General features: G+C 72.0%; 15 protein-coding genes. 3 read left to right on the top strand and 12 right to left on the bottom strand.

What is annotated here, in order from left to right; genetic code table 11:
* Window positions 1–48: 48 nt before the first annotated feature.
* The 6 genes from KVF89_RS21240 to KVF89_RS21215 form a co-directional block, all read right to left on the bottom strand.
* Window positions 49–1374 (bottom strand): type II toxin-antitoxin system HipA family toxin, encoded by a 1326-nt coding sequence (locus KVF89_RS21240; RefSeq protein ID WP_257428416.1) that lies wholly within the window; start codon window positions 1372–1374, stop codon window positions 49–51.
* The gene (locus KVF89_RS21235; RefSeq protein ID WP_257428414.1) at window positions 1374–1781 is read right to left on the bottom strand and encodes a helix-turn-helix transcriptional regulator; all 408 of its coding nucleotides are present in this window, start codon (window positions 1779–1781) and stop codon (window positions 1374–1376) included. The genes KVF89_RS21240 and KVF89_RS21235 overlap by 1 nt, the downstream gene beginning before the upstream one ends.
* Window positions 1782–2045: 264 nt before the next feature.
* A complete protein-coding gene (locus KVF89_RS21230; RefSeq protein ID WP_257428412.1) occupies window positions 2046–2981 on the bottom strand; it encodes an acyl-CoA dehydrogenase family protein in 936 nt (311 codons plus the stop codon).
* Window positions 2974–4137 carry an acyl-CoA dehydrogenase family protein gene (locus KVF89_RS21225; protein ID WP_257428410.1) on the bottom strand — a complete coding sequence of 388 codons (1164 nt, stop codon included), beginning with the start codon at window positions 4135–4137 and terminating at the stop codon, window positions 2974–2976. The genes KVF89_RS21230 and KVF89_RS21225 overlap by 8 nt, the downstream gene beginning before the upstream one ends.
* Window positions 4134–5222, bottom strand: a complete 1089-nt coding sequence (locus tag KVF89_RS21220; RefSeq protein ID WP_257428409.1) for an acyl-CoA dehydrogenase family protein — start codon at window positions 5220–5222, stop codon at window positions 4134–4136. Before KVF89_RS21220 ends, KVF89_RS21225 begins: the two co-directional genes overlap by 4 nt.
* A gap of 1 nt (window position 5223) precedes the next feature.
* Entirely contained in the window at window positions 5224–6408 is a 1185-nt protein-coding gene (locus KVF89_RS21215) for an acyl-CoA dehydrogenase family protein (RefSeq protein WP_257428407.1), read from the bottom strand.
* Between the two features lie 169 nt (window positions 6409–6577).
* On the opposite strand from KVF89_RS21215, the gene KVF89_RS21210 reads away from it, so the two are divergent.
* On the top strand, window positions 6578–7636 hold the full coding sequence (locus KVF89_RS21210) for an LLM class flavin-dependent oxidoreductase (RefSeq protein ID WP_257428404.1): 1059 nt from the start codon (window positions 6578–6580) through the stop codon (window positions 7634–7636).
* A gap of 117 nt (window positions 7637–7753) precedes the next feature.
* Here the strand turns inward: KVF89_RS21210 and KVF89_RS21205 are convergent, their stop codons facing one another.
* Genes KVF89_RS21205 through KVF89_RS21195 form a run of 3 tightly spaced genes read right to left on the bottom strand, consistent with a single transcriptional unit; the run spans window position 7754 to window position 10685 of the window.
* Complete coding sequence (locus KVF89_RS21205; protein WP_257428403.1) at window positions 7754–8914, bottom strand: CaiB/BaiF CoA transferase family protein; 1161 nt, start codon at window positions 8912–8914, stop codon at window positions 7754–7756.
* Window positions 8914–9420, bottom strand: a complete 507-nt coding sequence (locus KVF89_RS21200) for a MaoC family dehydratase (protein WP_257428402.1) — start codon at window positions 9418–9420, stop codon at window positions 8914–8916. Before KVF89_RS21200 ends, KVF89_RS21205 begins: the two co-directional genes overlap by 1 nt.
* Window positions 9417–10685, bottom strand: a complete 1269-nt coding sequence (locus tag KVF89_RS21195; RefSeq protein WP_257428401.1) for an acetyl-CoA hydrolase/transferase family protein — start codon at window positions 10683–10685, stop codon at window positions 9417–9419. Before KVF89_RS21195 ends, KVF89_RS21200 begins: the two co-directional genes overlap by 4 nt.
* Window positions 10686–10731: 46 nt before the next feature.
* Between KVF89_RS21195 and KVF89_RS21190 the strand changes: the two genes are divergently transcribed.
* Together KVF89_RS21190 and KVF89_RS21185 are read left to right on the top strand one after the other, a co-directional pair.
* Window positions 10732–11898, top strand: coding sequence for an acyl-CoA dehydrogenase family protein (locus KVF89_RS21190; protein ID WP_257428399.1), 1167 nt, complete (start codon window positions 10732–10734; stop codon window positions 11896–11898).
* A gap of 18 nt (window positions 11899–11916) precedes the next feature.
* The gene (locus KVF89_RS21185) at window positions 11917–12858 is read left to right on the top strand and encodes a hydroxymethylglutaryl-CoA lyase (protein ID WP_257428397.1); all 942 of its coding nucleotides are present in this window, start codon (window positions 11917–11919) and stop codon (window positions 12856–12858) included.
* 14 nt (window positions 12859–12872) lie between these two features.
* Here the strand turns inward: KVF89_RS21185 and KVF89_RS21180 are convergent, their stop codons facing one another.
* The 3 genes from KVF89_RS21180 to KVF89_RS21170 form a co-directional block, all read right to left on the bottom strand.
* Window positions 12873–14105 carry an MFS transporter gene (locus KVF89_RS21180; RefSeq protein WP_257428396.1) on the bottom strand — a complete coding sequence of 411 codons (1233 nt, stop codon included), beginning with the start codon at window positions 14103–14105 and terminating at the stop codon, window positions 12873–12875.
* A 112-nt stretch (window positions 14106–14217) separates the two neighbouring features.
* Complete coding sequence (locus KVF89_RS21175) at window positions 14218–15285, bottom strand: extracellular solute-binding protein (RefSeq protein WP_257428394.1); 1068 nt, start codon at window positions 15283–15285, stop codon at window positions 14218–14220.
* Window positions 15286–15447: 162 nt separating this feature from the next.
* Complete coding sequence (locus KVF89_RS21170) at window positions 15448–17208, bottom strand: ABC transporter permease (RefSeq protein ID WP_257428392.1); 1761 nt, start codon at window positions 17206–17208, stop codon at window positions 15448–15450.
* Window positions 17209–17303: the final 95 nt, after the last annotated feature.

The raw sequence follows: 17303 nt of genomic DNA, 5'->3' as shown, positions 1-17303 counted from the left end.
GCCGCTGTCGGCCGAGCCGGCAGGAACAGCGACCCCGTGCCTACGACGTCATTCAACATCGAGCCGAATGGCGTAGTCCGGATCTCGCAACAGGCTGGGCCGCCAGGTTCCGTTGACGTGCTCGACGATTCGTTCTGCCATTCGTTCGGCCTCGCCCTGTGCGGTCTCCGGAAGTGAGCCAACTGCTTGTGCGAACGCTTCGGGGAGATTGGTCCGCAGCTCGTCGACCCAGGCTTCGGCCTGCTCCGGATGAGCGCCGAGCCGTCGACCGACCTTGATCCAGTCGTCCTTCGTGACGTCGAGCATCTTGCTGGTCCTTCCGATCGTCATCGCGGAGGTGAGGCGCTCGTGCTGGTCGTACGGGGCTGCGGACGCGACGTCGTAGAGCGGAGCGACCTGGGCGCGCGATCCGATGAGGATCAGCGAGTAGTTCTTGGCATGTGCGTCGGTGCCGCCGATGAGGACGTTGAATGCCAGACCTTTGAAGAACCGTTCGGTGTTGATGGTTCGATCTGTGATCGGCAATCCGGCGAGCAGATCTGCGATCTGCCCGATCCCAGGCCCGCCGTCGTTCTGGTACTTCAGTGCCGGATGGACTGACAACGCCTGGCACATGTCTTCCTGATGGACTCGAAACCAGCGCCCGTTCACTTCGCGGCGGTCGTAGCGATGCGAGATCACTGCCTGAACGTCCGCCACGTCGACCAAGTCGACACGCGCGGCAAGCAGGCCCGCGAAGTCCGCGGCGCGGAGACAGAGCGCTTCGTTGATGTGGTGCTGGGCGAACCCCTCGATGGCGGGCTTGATGATCGCGTTCGTCGGAGTCGAATCGCGAGGGATCCCCCATCGGCCGCTGGCGGGATCACGGAACAAGGCGATCTTCGGCTGCGCGCCGGCAAGACTCCACCGACCGCCGAAACGCCCCGGGTCCCAGTCGCGCCCATGTGCGGCAATCTCGTGTGCCATGCGGGAGAACGACTCGTCGCTGAGCCACTCGATGTCACCGGTCCGCTTCGCCGCATCGCTCGGGTCGACGTCCGGCGGGAGGATCTGAACCGCTCCGGCGGCGTCGCGTCCAACGTGAGCCAGCAAGGCGAAAGGGTTGTTGGGTGTGACGTTGTACTGCTGGCCCCATCGCTGCCGAGTTCCTTCGCTGTCCGGCAGGAGCCCGTCCAGGTAGGCGCGAACGGCCTTGTCCTTGTGCGCAGGTGCATGGATCGGAAGTGACAGTGAAAGCGGTGTCTGATCGCGCTTCTTCAGGTAGTCGTGGTCGTAGGTGAAGCTCAACGCACCTTGGGCCGACTGTGCGATGGTCCCGATCGGTACCCCGTCGAGATAGGCGTTGAGTGTGCGTCGCGCCGTGTGTCCAGCCATCAGTGCCGCCGACCGAACAGCGTCTCGAACGGGTCGGAGGCGTCGGCGGGATCAGGTTCGCCGGCAACGCTTGCCGTCTGAGCTGGCCTGGCTGCCCTCGCGGCCTGATCGCGGCTGCGCTCCTTCGCGGTTCGCTGTGCCTTGGTCGCTTGCTTCGCCTCGGCGCCCGCGCGGGTCGCCGGCTTCTTCGCGGCGGTGCGGCTAGCTTCGACTTCGAGGGTGAGCCCCAGGACGACGAGCGCGTCGAGAACCTTCTGTACTTCGAGGCGAGGGTGACCCTTCTCGAGGCGTACGACCCAGTCCCGGCCAACTCCGACCGCGGCCGCCAGGTCGGCCTGGGTCAGGCCTTGAGCAGTGCGCGCGGAACGTACCCGTGCGCCGAGATCGCGTACCGTGGTCACGGACATCGCGTCCTCCTGTGTCGTCGCTCGGCTACTTTTGTGATTGTAGCCGTTCTACGACTTTAGTGAAAGTGGCCGAACGACGACAACGGCCAGTTCAGAGGGTGTGTAGGCCGATCATCCGGCATGCATGACGGGAGGGGTGCCGGCCAGCGACCGGTGGACCTCGGCACAGCTCGAGGAGATGCGGCGCGCTTGGAACCTGACGGGCCATCGGAGCCACGGTCCACGGCACCTACCCCAGTGGCGGCGTCTGGCGTGCGCGCCCACTCAGGCGCTGAACGGCCCGACCACGGCGTGGGTCGTGGAGACCTCGAGCAGCCGCTGCTCGGTCCGGGTGATGCCCCACGGGGCGTGCCGCAGCGCCCGGCTGTGTCGGGAGAGCCAGGACAGGTCCGTCTCGTCGCAGAGCCCGATGGCGCCGTACGCCTGGTGGCAGCGCGTGAAGGTGATGTCGGCGGCCTCGAGGACGGCGATCCGGTAGGCGAGGGCGTCGGCGAGGGCGTCGGCGCGGCGCTCGGTGAAGGACCACAGGGCGTAGCGGCCCAGCTCGTGGGCGCCCTGGAGCGCGGTCGCGACATCGGTGAGGGCGAAGCGCAGGCCCTGGAAGGAGCCGATCGGGGAGCCGAACTGGCGCCGGGTGCCGACATAGGCGTAGGTATCGCCCGCGGCGGTGTCGCAGGTGCCGAGGAGCAGCGTGCTGGTCAGCAGCAGCGCCAGCGTCTCCCGGTCGGCGTCGTGTCGATCCACGACGGGGTCGCCGAGCCGCGCACTCGCGGCGAAGGGCGCGATCCGGGCCGGCGCGTCCGGCGCCGGCAGCTCGGTGAGGCCGCGCAGCACCCCGTCGGCCAGGCCCGCCCAGCGCAGGTCGAGCCCCGCGTGGGCCACCACCGGCGCGGCCGCGTCGACCACGGCTACAGCGTCGACCCCGTCGAGGCGCGCCGCGGCGAGGCGCTCGGCCACGGGGAACGGCAGGTTGAAGGTGCCGGCCCGGTGGCACAGCACGCTCGCGAACAGGGCCTCGTCGGATCCCGCGAACGGGTCGATGTCCCATACGCCGAAGCCGTCGAGCGCGCTCGCGAGGGTGGTGCGCGCGGCGGGGTCGGCCTCGGCCTCCCGGGACAGGTCCACGCCGCCGCGCGCGGTGATCATGGCGTCGAAGGCGCCGGCGAGGTCGGCGGCCTCCTGGGCGTCGTACTCAAGCATTGCTGTCTCCGAGGATGGTGCGGGCCAGGAGCACGCGCTGGATCTCCAGCGTGCCTGAGGCGATGGTCGAGGCCTGGGCATAGCGGACGTGGTTCTCGACCGAGCGGACGAAGTCGTCGCCGGGGGAGGTGACGACCAGGCCGGCGGCGTCGAGGATCTCCATCAGCACCTCGGCGGCCTCCTGGTCGAGCAGCGTCACGGCGATCCGGTACGCCGCCGCGCCGGCCGGGTCGCCCCGGTGCTCGCGCTGCCTCGAGATCACCCGGTAGGCGAGCAGCCGCGCCCGCCGGCAGTGGACGAGGGCGCGCAGCCAGCGATGACGCAGCGCGGCGGGCAGGGCGCTCCAGCGCTCCGGGCCGAGCTCGTCGGGCGCCATCCGGAGCAGCCGCTCGCACCGGGCGTAGCGCGCGATGCCGACCCGCTCGAAGGCGAGTGCCTCGTTGATCAGGGCCCAGCCGCCGTCCACCTCGCCGAGCACGTCGGAGGGGTAGACCTGCAGGCCGTCGATGAAGACCTCGTTGAGGTGGTGCGGCCCGAGCATGGAGCGGATCGGGCGGACTTCGACGCCGGGCCGGTCCAGCGGCACCAGGAACACCGTCAGTCCGCGACCACGGGACGCCTGCGGGTCGGTGCGCGCCAGCAGGAACATCCAGCCGGCCATGCTGGCGTAGGACGTCCACACCTTCTGCCCGTCCACGACCCAGCCGTCCTCGTTGGGGACCGCGCGGGTGCGCAGCGAGGCGAGGTCGGAGCCCGACTCCGGCTCGGAGAAGCCCTGGCACCACACGCTCTCACCGGAGGCGATCCGGGGCAGGTGGTAGCGCTGCTGCTCCTCGCTCCCGAACCGCTTGATCGCCGGGCCGACCCAGTTGACCCCCATGTACTGCGCGCCACGGGGCTCGTCGTGGGCCCACATCTCCTCGCGGAGGATGGTCAGGTCCCACTCGTCGGCGTCCGAGCCGCCGTCCTCGCGGGGCCAGGAGATGGCGAGCAGGCCCTCGGAGCCGAGCGTCTTGCAGAACTGCTGGCTGACCGCGAAGTCGTCGGGGTCGTCGGTGAACGCCCCGTGGAAGTGCTCGGGGAGGTGCTCGGCCATCAGTCCGCGCAGCCGGGAGCGCAGACCGGCCCGCTCCTCCATGTGTCCGTAGGGAATCACGACGCGGTCTCCAGGTCCGCCGGGGCGAGGGCGTCGAGCACGACCCGGCGCCGGTCCCGTGCGGACGTCACGAGCGCCTCGTTGAGCTTGGCGCGCTTGAGCAGGATGTGGGCGTCGTGCTCCCACGTGTAGCCGATGCCGCCGTGCAGCTGGATGGCTCGGCCGGCCACCCAGGACGCGCCCGCACAGGCGACCTCACGCGCCATGGCTATCGTCGCGTCGGCCTGCGTGGCGCCGTCGAGGAGCTCGGCGAGCGCGGCGTCGCAGACCGCCTGGGCCAGCTCGGTGCGCACCGCCATGTCGGCGGCCTGGTGCTGGACGGCCTGGAACGAGCCGACGGGCCGGCCGAACTGCTCCCGGGTCGACACATAGGCGACGGTCAGGGCGAGGGCGCGCCGGGCGACGCCGAGGCTGTCGAAGGCGAGCGCGAGCTCGAGCGCGCGTCGTACGGCGGTGCGGGCCCGGGCCGCGTCGGCGCCGGCGGCGAGCAGGTCGTCGTCGGTGACGGGCGTGGCCGGCAGCCACACGGCGCCCAGCAGCCGGGTGCGGTCGATCGGCGCCAGGTCGGTGCGCTCGGCCCGGGAGGCGTCGACGGCCCACAGCCGCGGACCGTCGTCGCCCTCGGACCAGATCAGGAGCAGGTCGGCGTCCGCGTCGGGTACGACGGCCTCGGCTCCCTCGACGGCCCGGCTCGCGCCGTCGGCGCGGTGCCGGAACCCGCCGGTCGTCCCCAGCACCGCACCGGTGGCGCCGCCGGCGACCCGGTCGAGCACCCGGGTGCGGGTCGGTGAGTCGGGAACGGCGGCGAGCGCGGTGCCGAGACCGACGGCGTGGCCCAGCAGCCGGGTCGTCGCGGTCGCGGCGCCGGCCTCGACCACGATCCGCGCGAGGTGCGCCAGGTCGCCGTCCTCGCCCGGCAGCAGCACCGAGTAGAAGCCCAGGCCGGTCAGCTGCCGCTCCAACGCGGCGTCCCGGCCGGGGCCGGTGTCGATGACCCGGTGGACGTCCTCGCTGGAGGAGAGGTCCGCGAAGACCTCGCGCGCCGCGGTCTGGAGGTCGTCCAGCTCCTGATGGTCGGCGGCCATGTCAGGACGCTCCTTCGCGGGGCAGGCCGAGTCCGCGCTCGGCGATGATGGTGCGCTGGATCTCGCTCGTGCCGCCGGGGATGGTCCATTCCCAGGAGCCGATGAAGTCGAGCAGCCAGGCCCCGGACTCCCAGCCGCTGTGGGCGCTGAGCGGGCTGTCGAGGTGGACGGCGAGCGGGCTCACGTCGGTCGCGAAACCGGTCAGGTCCTGCAGCAGCTCGCTGTAGGCGAGCTTGGTCATCGAGGCCAGGATCCCGGCCTGGGCGTCGGTGATGGTCGGCGAGAGGCTGCGCAGGACCAGCTCGCGCAGGGCGCGCAGCTCGGCGGCGAAGCGGGTGACGCGGACCGCGGCGTGGGAGTCCGGGTCGTCGAGGAGGCCGGCCGCGCGGAGCTGGTCGGTCAGCCAGCCGAGTCCGGTGCGCAGCCGCTCGACGAGCTCGACCATGGTCGCGCCGCGCTCGGTGTTCAAGGTGGCCTGCGCGACCCGCCAGCCGTCGTTCTCGGCGCCGATCAGGTTGGTGCGAGGGATCCGGACATCGGTCAGGAAGATCTCGCAGAAGTGCGCGTCGCCCCGCGCGTTGCGGATCGGCCGGATCTCCACGCCGTCCGAGCGCAGGTCCAGCAGCAGGTAGGAGATGCCCTTGCGCTTGGGCGCCTCGGGCGCCGTGCGGACCAGCAGCAGGCACCAGCGCGCCTGGGCGGCCGCGCTGGACCAGGTCTTCTGGCCGTTGACGACGAAGTGGTCGCCCTCCGGTCGGCCGACCGCCTGGAGGGCGGCGAGGTCCGAGCCGGCGTTGGGCTCGGAGAAGCCCTGGCACCACAGCTCCCCGTCGAGGATCGCGGGCAGGTGGCGCTCGCGCTGCGCGGGCGTGCCGGCATGGATCAGCGTCGCCGCGGCGTGGTGCAGCGAGACGAAGTGCAGCGAGAGCCGCGGGGCGTCGGCGCGGGCGAGCTCCTCGTAGATGACCGCCTGCTCGGGGAGGGAGCGGCCACCGCCGTACGCCGCGGGCCAGTGGGGCACCGCCCAGCCGCCGGCCGCGAGGGTCGTGAGCCAGGCCCGCTGGAAGGCGACGTCGGCGGCGGGGTCCGCCCCGGCGGTCGTGGTCCTCCAGTCCCGTGGCACGTTCGCGGCGCACCAGGTGCGCACGCGGTGCCGGAGGTCCTCCAGCTCGGGTGAAGCGGGCACGACCCCTCCTGTCGTCGTCGGGCGATGATGCTGTAATCTTTATACACATATCGAGGGAGCGCAAGCGGTCCGGTGCGGACACCTTGCCTAACTTATCAATGTATGTAAAGTAAGTGTCACGAGGGCCGGGACCGTCCCGGCTCCGCCCGCCGTCGTTGGAGGACCTGCGATGAAGTTCGGCCTTTTCCAGACCCCGTTCACGCGGCCCGAGCGATCGCCGCACGCCGGCTTCGCCTGGGCGGTCGACCAGGCCGTCGCGGCCGAGCAGGCCGGGCTCGACGAGTTCTGGGTCGGCCAGCACTTCACCATCGGCTGGGAGCCGATCCCGAACCCCGAGCTGGTGATCGCGGCTGCGGCCCGCGAGACCGAGCGGATCATCCTCGCGCCGGGCGCGCACATCCTGCCCTACTACCACCCCGCGGCGCTGGCCTCGCAGACCGCGTGGATGAGTCACATCACCGGTGGCCGCTACATCCTCGGCATCGCGACCGGCGTCAACCCCGGCGACGCCTCCTTCCACGGCTTCCGCACCCGCGACGAGAACCTGGCGATGACCATCGAGGGCCTGGACCTGATGGACAAGGTGTGGAGCGGAGAGCCCTACGAGCACGACGGCCGGTACTGGCGCTCGGTCCTGCCCGAGATGAACGGCGTCCTGCCCGTGCGTGACATGCGCCCGTACGGCGGCTCGATGCCCATCGCGCTGGCGGGGGCCAGCCCGAACTCCACGTCGATCGTCGTGGCCGGCGAGCGGGGCGCGATGCCGATGAGCTTCGGCGCCACTCCGGCCCTGATCGCCAACCACTGGCAGACCTACTGCGACGCCGCCGAGGCCGCCGGCCGGCAGCGGCCCACCGACCGCGGTGTCCACCACGTCACGCTGGACATCTTCGTGGCCGACACCGACAAGGAGGCGGTGGACATCGTGACCAACGGTCCGATCGCCCACGCCTGGCGCGAGCACCTGATCCCCAACGAGGAGGCGCGGGCCGCCCGCGCCGGCACCGAGCCGGTCTGGAGTCGGCAGATGGACTTCGCCGACATCGTGCGCAGGTCGATGGTCGTCGGCAGCGTCGAGACCGTGACCGAGCGGCTCCAGGAGCTCATCGACGCCTCCGGCGGCTGGGGCGTCTCGCTGCTCTTCGGCCACGACTTCTCCGAGGACCCGAAGCCGTGGAGTCACAGCATGGAGCTGCTCGCCCACGAGGTCGCTCCGCGACTGGCCTAGGCGCGCCGGACAAGAAGCCACACCCCAGGGCTGACGCCCGGCGGGCGACGAGAGGGGCGGACCCGGCCGGGTCCGCCCCTCCCGCCGTTCGCGGCGAGCCCGGCCGGCTCGGCTGGATCAGCCGGGTGGCACGGGGAGCCCGGCCTCGACCCGGTCCCGATCCTGGTCGAGCCGCGGCGCGGGACCGCCGGCGACCGTGCCGCTGCGCGAGAACCGCACCGGCGGCGCCGCGTGCCGCAGCCGGCCGAGGTCGGGATGCTCGGTCGCCTGGAAGTAGCCGGTCGCGGTGAGGTGCGGATCCGTGAACAGGTCCTCCATCGAGTTCACCCGCATGGCCGGCACCCGGCGCTCCAGGAAGCCCGCCAGCAGTGCATCCGTCGCGCGGATCGCTAGCTCGGCGGCGAGCCACGCGTAGAGCTCGTCGATGTGCTCGCTGCGCGCCTCGACGGTCGCGAAGCGCGGGTCGGTGGCCAGCTCACCGGCGTCGAGGACGTCGAAGACGCCGTGCCACTGGGCGTCGGTGCTCGGCAGCAGGCCGATCAGCCCGTCGGCGGTGCGCATCGGGCGGCGGTACGGCGACAGCGAGCGCGGGTAGCCGATCGGACCCCGCGGCGGGTCGAAGACATAGCCGCACTGCTGCTCGATCATCAGGAACTGCACGATGGTCTCGAGCATCGGCACCTCGACGTACTGCCCCACGCCGGACTCCCGGCGCTCGTAGAGCGCGGCCGCGATGGCGCTCGCGGCCATCAGGGCGGTGATCTTGTCGGTCACCGGTGAGCGCACGTACTGCGGCTCGGAGCCCCAGGACTGGGCGGCGGCGAGCCCGCTGATCGCCTGCATCGCGTCGTCGTACGCCGGCAGCGGCCCGTAGGGCCCGGTGGAGCCGTAGCCGTGCATGCCGCACACGATGATCCGCGGGTTCGTCGCCGACAGGGTCGCGTAGTCCAGGCCGAGGCGGACGTCGGAGCCCGGTGGCCGGTTGTGCGCGACCACGTCGGCCGTGGCGACCATCCGGTCGAACAGTGCCCGGTCGGCGGCGTCGCGCAGGTCCAGGGCCACCGACTCCTTGCCCCGGTTGGCGTTGAGGTGGATCGGGCCGGCCTGCTGCCCGGTGACGTCGTTGATCCGGCGCGCGATGTCGCCGTCGAGGGGCTCGACCTTGACCACCCGTGCGCCGAACTGCGCCAGCACCAGGGTGGCGTAGGGACCCATCAGCATGTTGGTCGTGTCGAGGATGGTCACCCCGCGCAGGGGGCCGCCGGTCGCCGTGGTCATCACGCGTCCTGGCCGGTGGGCCGGCGCCGCATCAGGGCGGCCCGCGCTGCCGAGCAGACCAGCACCCCGTCCTGGTTGAAGCCGTCGTGGCGCACGTGCACCACCCCGGCGTCGGGGCGTGAGGTCGACGCCCGTGCGGCCGTCACTTCGCTGACGGCGTGCAGGGTGTCGCCGTGGAACACCGGGTGGGGGAAGGTGATCCGGTCGAAGCCCAGGTTGGCGACGGTCGTGCCGTGGGTCAGCTCGAGCACGGTGATCCCGACGACGGTGCCGAGGGTGAACAGGGAGTTGACCAGCGGTCGCCCGAACTCGGTCTCGGCCGCGAAGTGCGCGTCGACGTGCAGCGGCTGGGGGTTGAGCGTCATCGTGCTGAACAGCAGGTTGTCGGCCTCGCTGACGGTGCGGGTCAGCGCGTGCTCGACGCGGGTGCCGACGGGAAGATCCTCGAACCACCGGCCCAGCGCTCGGGTCGGCCGCGGCGTGCGGGGCATGCGGGGCGTGCTCATCGTGGTGCTCCTTCGGTTCGGGCCGCGACCGGATCCGCGGCGGAGAGGTGATCGCGGTGCTCGGGCGCCGCGATCGCGGCGAGCGCTTCGCGGCGCTCCTCCACGGTCCGGCCGCGCAGCCAGGCGACGCCGTGCTCCGTGACGACGACGTCGACGCTGTGGTGGGCGATGCTGACGGAGTCGGCCGGGTCGTGGGCGGCGACCAGGGTGGGGGCGCCGTCCTTCGTCGTCGACCGCAGCGCGATGACCCGCAGGCCGCCGGGGGAGAGGTGGGCGCCTTCCGCGAAGTCGTTGCTGCCGCCGACGCCTGCGATCACCCGGCCCCGCACCGACTCCGCCACGACCTGACCGCGCAGGTCAACGGCGACCGCCGAGTTGATGGACACCAGCTGCGGGATCCGGGCGAGCGCGACCGGGTGGTGCAGGTGGCGGGAGGTGCGCATCTCCAGCGCGGGGTTGAGCCGGGCCCAGTCCATGAACGCCGCGGTGCCCATCAGCTCGAGCGCCTCGACCGGTGCACGCCGCCGCGCGATCGCCTCCACGAGCTGCGTCATCGGCTCGCTGACCAGGCCCAGCAGGCCGAGATCCAGCTCCGCGACGTGCTCGGCGAGGGTGCGGGCCACCGCCTCGGGGACCGCGCCGATCCCGAGCTGGACGGTGGCTCCGCGAGGAAGCAGCTCCACGATCCGGTCGGCGATCCGGTCGGCGACGGGGTCCACCGGAGCCGGCGCGTACGACGGCTGGTCGGCGTCCGACTCGACCAGGGCCGAGAGCCGGTCGAGCGGGATCCGCGACATCCCGTGCGTCGGGGGCACGGCGTCGCTGATCTCCGCGATGACCGTGGCGCCGCTCTCCAGGGCGCTGTCGAGGTAGGTCGTGGACGGGCCCGCGTTGACGTAGCCGTGCCGGTCCGGGGGCGTGGTGCGCAGGAGCACGACGTCGACGCGGGGCAGCACGGTGACCGGGAGGTCCAGCAGTCGCCCGGGGAGATAGGAGACCAGGCCGTCGGCGAGCAGGCGGCGCTGCTCGCCCGCGATGTGCCAGCTGGTCAGGCGCAGGTCGCCGCGCCGCAGCGCGGGTCCGAAGGCCGGCGGGTCGACGAGGAGGCCCGAGACCAGGTGGCGGCCGGGCGTCTCGGCGCTGGACCGGACCAGCTCGGCCAGCAGCGTCACCGGCGTCCCGCAGGCGTTGCCGGGCAGCACGACGGCGTCGGGCGCCACCTCGCGCAGCGCCGCTGCTGCCGTCAGACGCCTGGTTATCAGCATAATGTATGTATACTATGAAATTGAACAAGTGCGAAGAGGAGGAGCCGTGGACTTCGAGGAGCCGCAGGACCATCGGGACCTGCGTGAGGCGGTGCGCGGGGTGTGCTCCGGGTTCGCGCTCGACTACTGGCGCGACCACGACGCCCGGCACGCCTTCCCCTGGGAGTTCTACGACGCGATGGCGGCGGCCGGCTGGATCGGCGTCGCGATCCCGGAGGAGTACGGCGGTGGCGGTGGTGGCCTGCTCGAGGCGTCCCTCGTGCTCGAGGAGGTGGCCGCGTCCGGCGCGGCGATGAACGGCGCGAGCGCGCTGCACACCTCCATCTTCGGCATGTCGCCGGTCGTCAAGCACGGCAGCGAGGAGCTGCGCCGCCGCTATCTGCCCGAGGTCGCGGCCGGGCGGCTGCACGTCGCCTTCGGGATCACCGAGCCGGACGCCGGCACCGACACCCCGTCGATCACCACCCGCGCGGTCCGCGACGGCGAGCGCTATGTCGTCAACGGCCAGAAGGTGTGGACCACCAAGGCGCATGTCTCCGACAAGGTGCTGCTCCTGGTCCGGACCACGCCGCTGGACCAGGTCGCCCGTCGTACCGACGGGATGACCCTGCTGCTCGCGGACCTGAAGGTCCCACAGGTCCAGATCGCGGAGATCCCGAAGATCGGCCGCAACGCGGTCGGATCCTGCGAGACCAGGTACGACGACCTCCTGGTCGATGTCGCCGACCGGGTCGGCGACGAGGGCCGCGGCTTCTCCTACCTGCTCGACGGGCTGAACCCCGAGCGGATCCTGGTCGCCTCCGAGGCGATCGGGATCGGCCGGGTCGCGCTGGCGCGGGCCTGTGAGTACGCCCGCGAGCGGACCGTGTTCGGCCGGCCGATCGGCCAGAACCAGGGCATCTCCTTCCCGTTGGCCGAGGCCCACATGCGGCTGCGGGCCGCCGAGCTGGTCGTCCGGGAGGCGGCCTGGCGCTTCGACCGGGGGCTGTCCTGCGGCGAGCAGGCCAACGCCGCGAAGTTCCTCGCCTCCGACGCCGCCTTCTTCGCTGCCGACACCGCGATGCAGACGCTCGGCGGCTACGCCTACGCCACCGAGTACGACGTGGGCCGCTACTGGGTCGAGTCCCGGCTGATGAAGAGCGCGCCGGTGCCGCAGCAGATGGTCCTGAACTTCATCGCCGAGCACGTCCTGCGCCTGCCGCGCTCCTACTGATCCCCGAGAGGTGCTGCCGTGCCCGACCTGCCCGCCGTCTCCGTCCGTCCCGGCCTGCCGAGCGAGGTGCGGATCTTCGAGGTCGGCCCGCGTGACGGCCTCCAGAACGAGTCCGCGGTGCTCCCGGCCGAGGTCAAGGTGGCGTTCGTCGAGAGGCTGGCGGGCGCCGGCCTGCGCACGATCGAGGCCACGTCCCTCGTCCGGCCGGACCGGATCCCCCAGCTCGCCGACGCCGAGCAGGTGCTGACCGCGCTGGCGTCGCGGCAGCTGGGCGAGGTCGACCTGCCGGTCCTGGTCCCGAACCTGCGCGGGCTGGAGCGGGCGGTCGCTCTCGGCGTCGAGCACATCGCGATCTTCGGCAGTGCCACCGACACCTTCGCCCGGCGCAACCTGAACCGCGGGCTCGAGGAGCAGTTCGCGATGTTCGCGCCGACCGTGGCCCGGGCGCGGGAGGCGGGGCTGCGGGTGCGCGCGTACGTGTCGATGTGCTTCGGCGACCCCTGGGAGGGCCGGGTGCCGGTCGAGAAGGTCGTCGCTGTCGGGAACCGGCTCTTCGACCTGGGCGCCGACGAGCTGTCGATCGGCGACACCATCGGCGTCGCGACCCCGGGGCACGTCCACGAGCTCGTCGGGGCCTTCGTCGACGCGGGCCTCCCGGTCGACCGGCTGGCCCTGCACCTCCACGACACGTACGGCCAGGGCCTCGCCAACGCGTACGCCGCTCTGGAGGCCGGCATCACGACACTCGACGCCTCGGCCGGCGGTCTCGGCGGCTGTCCGTTCGCGCGCGGCGCGACCGGCAACCTGGCGACCGAGGACCTGGTCTGGATGCTCGACGGTCTCGGGATCGCGACCGGCGTCGACCTCGACGCCCTGATCGCCACGAGCCGGTGGCTCGAGGGCCACCTCGGACGTCCGAGCGTCTCGCGCGTCGTCCGGGCCCGCGCCGCCGCGGGCTGAGGCCCGGCTCGCGATCAGCGGCGGGCGCCGAGCACCAGGCTGCCGGCGGTCAGTGCGGCGATCAGCCCGGCGTAGATCACGACCGCGCTCTCCAGCCCGACCAGCGGCGCGAACACGCTCGCGGCCAGCGACGGGACACCGAACGCGACGTAGCTGACGAGGTAGAGGGCGGCCAGCACACCCGCGCGGTGCTCGCCGGGCGCAGCCGCCACGACGGTGCGCAGGCCGGCCTGGAAGGCGCAGCCGAAGCCGAAGCCGCCGATGGTGCTCGCGGTGAAGTAGAGCGTCACGTCCCGGGAGGTGACCGCGACGACCACCAGCGCGGACGCCACGAGGAGGAGGCCGCAGCCCAGGGTCATCGCCCGTCGGGCCGCGAGGCGCACCGTGAGGACGCTGGCGACGCCACCCGTCCCGGAGGCGGAGGCGACCGCGAGCGCGCCGGCGAGTGGTGTGTCGATCCCGAAGACGGTCGTGGTGACCAGCGGACCGAGCCCGAGGTAGAGCCCCACGAGCGACCACGACGCGGCCACGCCCGCGCCCGCCCGGACGAAGGTGTGGCGGATCGCGGCCGGCAGCACCAGCCCCGGGCGCAGGGAGCGCAGGGCGCCGGGGCGGCGGGGATGGCACTCGCGCAGGGCGAGGGTCGCGGCCAGGGCGACGGCGATGCCGGCACCCTGCACGACGTACGACGCCGCCACGCTCCGCGAGCCCACCAGCACCAGCGCGGAGACCACCGCGCCGAGGCCGGTGGCGATCGGCAGCAGCGCGCTGTTGGCCATGGCGAACGCCGGCCGGCGGGCCGGGGGCGCGTGGTCGATGAGCGCGGCCCCGAAGGCCGCCATCCCGAGCCCCGCGGCCAGGCCCTGCAGCACCCGGCCGGCGACCAGGGCGGCGAAGCCGCCCGCGAGGGCGAGCACCGCCATCGCGGCGAGCGCCGCGGTCAGCGCCGCCAGCCCGACCGGCCGTCGGCCGACGTGGTCGGACAGGCCGCCGAGGCACAGCAGCGCCACGGCCAGGCCGATCACATAGGCCGCGAACACGGCGCTGATCGCCAGCGGCTCGAGCGCCCACCGCTCGGCGTACCGCGCATAGAGCGGCGTCGGCGTCGCGGTCTGGGCGGCGAGCATCGCCAGCCCGAGCACGGCGATCGCGGCCTGCGCCCACCACGACGTCCACGACGTCCACGGTGCCCGCAGTGCGCGTCCGGGAGCGGCCGGGCGCCGGGGGCCGGCGGCGGAGGTGGTCACAGGTGCGTGCCTCTCGGTGTGGACCGACGTCCGGGGCCGCGACGATCGCGTCGCGGCCCCGGACGGTTGGCGAGGAGGCGGCCCGGACCGCGTCCTGTCGGTGCTCAGCGGGTCACTCGCCGAACAGGGACTTCCAGTCGGCGAGGTAGCCGGCGTACCAGTCGGCGTCGAGGACCCGGTCGACATCGGTCATCACGACCTCGGACCCGCCGCCGAGGGTCTCGCCGGAGACCTCCGCGACCGGGCTGTAGCCGCTCTTCGCGGCCGCCAGCTGGCCGGTGGGCGAGGCGAAGAAGTCCATGAAGACCTGCGCCGCCGCGGAGTGCGTGGCCGACTCGGGGATGAAGAAGAGGTTCTGGGCGGACCAGGCCTTCTCGGGGACGACGTAGTCGACCGGCGCGCCCTTGGCCTTGAGGTCCTCCATGTCCGTGGCGGAGACGAAGGTGCCGACGGCGACCTCCCCCGCGGCGAGCGCCTCCTGGAGCGCGAACGCGCTCGGGTAGAGGGCCGGCTTCTGGTCGGCGAGCTTGCTCGCGAAGTCGGGGTCGTAGTTCTCCTCCATGAACGCCCACCAGTCGGCGTGGATCGCCGGCTCGGGGCGCACGGCGCCGATCGCGCCGTCACCGAGGTCGGGGTTGGTGAGGTCCTCGTAGGACTCCAGGCCGTCGGGGAAGAGCTGGGTGTTCCAGCCCAGCACGAGCAGGCCGAGCGGCGCGGAGACGATCTGGTCGTCGTCGAGGAACTCGGTGCCTGCCCAGCCGCTCGCGATCGAGGGGCCCTCCAGGTCGACGTACCAACCGTCGGCCTGGCGCTGGTAGACGGTGCCGAAGTTGACCGAGGTGACCACGTCGGCGCCCTCGGCGCCGGTGCTGCGCTCGGCCTCGAGCGCGGCGTCCATCTCGGCGGAGCCCATCTTGCGGGCCTCGACCTCGATGTCGGGGAACTCGGTCTCGAAGGCCTCGACCAGCGCGTCGACCGAGGCCTGGGGGGCGACGGTGTACCAGGTGACCTTGCCCTCGTCGTCGGCCTGGTCGAGGGTGGCCTGCCACTCGGAGCTGATCTCGGGCCGGTAGTCGGGCCGGTCGGCGGCCTCGTCGGAGCCGTCGTCGCCGCAGGCGCTGAGCACGAGCGCGACGGTCAGGGCAGAGCTGGCGAGTCCCAGCAGACGGGGTGACCTCATAGTTCCTCTCCTTGCGGATAGCTCACTCGATCCGCGCCGTCCGGGCGGAGGCGAGGGTGTGGCGTGCGTCTCAATCTAGGCTATCTGTTTAAAGAATGGCAAGTTTTAATACAAAGAGGGCCGCCCCGTGACGGGACGGCCCCCGGCCGGACGGCGGGTGGGTCAGAAGCGGTCGAGGGTGTTGCCCCGCCCGCCGATCGCCAGAGCCAGCAGCAGGCCCGCGGCGGTCACCGCGGACATCACGATGCTGACCGCGGCGACCATCGGGTACGACCCGTGCGTCCACTCGGTGTGCAGCAGGGTGCCGAGCACCTGGGTCTGGGTGGAGCGGACGAACATCGACGCGGCGAACTCGTGGGTGAGGATCACGAACATCAGCACGCACGAGCCGGCGATGGCGCCGCGCATCATCGGCACCATGATCGTCAGGTGGGTCTGCAGCAGCGAGGCGCCCGAGGCGCGGGCGGCGTCCTCGTACGCCGTCCCCACGCTGATCCGCGCGGCCAGCAGCATCCGCAGCGAGAACGGCAGCACGATGATCACGTACGTGATGACGATCAGGAACCGGGTGCCGTACAGCGTGAACGGGTGGCCGAGGTAGACGTAGAGCAGGCCGATGCCGAACACCACCGCGGGCACGCCGAGGGGCATCTGGACGAGGAAGTCGATGACTGCGCGGGTCCAGCCGGCACCGCGGCGGCGGTAGAGGATGTCGGCCAGCAGGTAGGCCAGGGGCAGTGCGACCAGCATCGCCACGACGGAGATCACGATCGAGTTCTGCAGTGCCGAGGTGATCCGCGGCTCCGAGAACACCGCCCGGAAGTTGTCGAGGGTCATCGTGTCGAGCTTGAGGTCGCCGCTCCAGAACCGGCTGAACGCGACCAGGAACAGGGCGAGCAGCGGCAGCACCAGGGTGAGCAGGCCGAACGTGCCGATGATCGGCGCCGCGAGTCGAGACGTGGTCAGTGGGCGGTTGGCGCCCTTCGTGCCTGTGGTGGAGAAACGGAAGTCCTGGCGCAGCAGGAAGCGCTGGACGGCGATGAAGACGACGCCCGCGACGAGCAGGGGTGAGGCGACGGCGGCGGCCAGGGCGTAGTCGGCGGGTGACTCCCCGCCGAAGCGGTAGACCTCGGTCGCGAGCACCCGGATGCCTTCGCGGGACCCGAGGAACTGGGGTGCGGTGAGCTGGCCCAGCCCGAGCAGCATGCCGAATGCGCCGGCGTAGATCAGCGAGGGCCGCAGCATCGGCAGGACGATGCCGAAGAACGCCCGGAGCTCGTGGGCGCCGGACGCCATCGCCGCCTCGATCGCCTCGAAGTTGATCTGGCTCAGGCCGGACTTCACGAACAGGAAGACGAGCGGGGTCAGCTGCAGTCCGGTGATCACGATGATGGCCGGCACGCTGTAGACGTCGAAGGGACCGCTGGGCAGGCCCACCTTGGGCGTCTCGACGTCCAGGAAGGGGAGGGAGTCGAGGAAGGGCAGCTTGCGCAGCCAGACGTTGACGAAGCCGACCTGGGGCGAGAACAGGAAGGCCCAGCCCACGACGACGGCCACGGCCGGCAGCACGATGGGCAGCACCGGCACCGAGCCCAGCCAGCGCCAGCGGCTCGGGAGCCGCAGCGCGAACCAGGCCAGGGTGGTACCCAGGGTGAGCGAGATGACCAGCGAGCCGAGGCCGAGGGCGGCCGTGGTGCCGAGCGTCTTGCCGAGGCCGTCGAGGGACCATGCGTCCTGGTAGGCGCGGCCGCCGTCGGACAGCGCCAGGATCTGCAGCCGGACGAGCGGGAACAGGATCAGGTAGCCGAGGACGAGCGCCAGCCCGACGGGCGTCCCGTGCCTGCGGACCAGGCGGCCGACGGCGGCGGCGCGCGGGGTCGGCGTCCTGGTCTGCCGGAGTTCGGCGGGGGTGGCGAGCGTCATCACGGGGTCCAATCGTTCCGGGCGGCCGCCCGAGGGTGTGGCGTACGCCACGAGCCTATGTGTACAATCTTTGGAAAATCAACCCCAGTGCGATC

The sequence above is a fragment of the Nocardioides carbamazepini genome, from assembly GCF_024614185.1.
Classification (GTDB): Bacteria; Actinomycetota; Actinomycetes; order Propionibacteriales; family Nocardioidaceae; genus Nocardioides; species Nocardioides carbamazepini.
The sequence above is the reverse complement of the archived record's forward strand: the minus strand, read 5'-3'. Positions and strand labels throughout refer to the sequence as shown.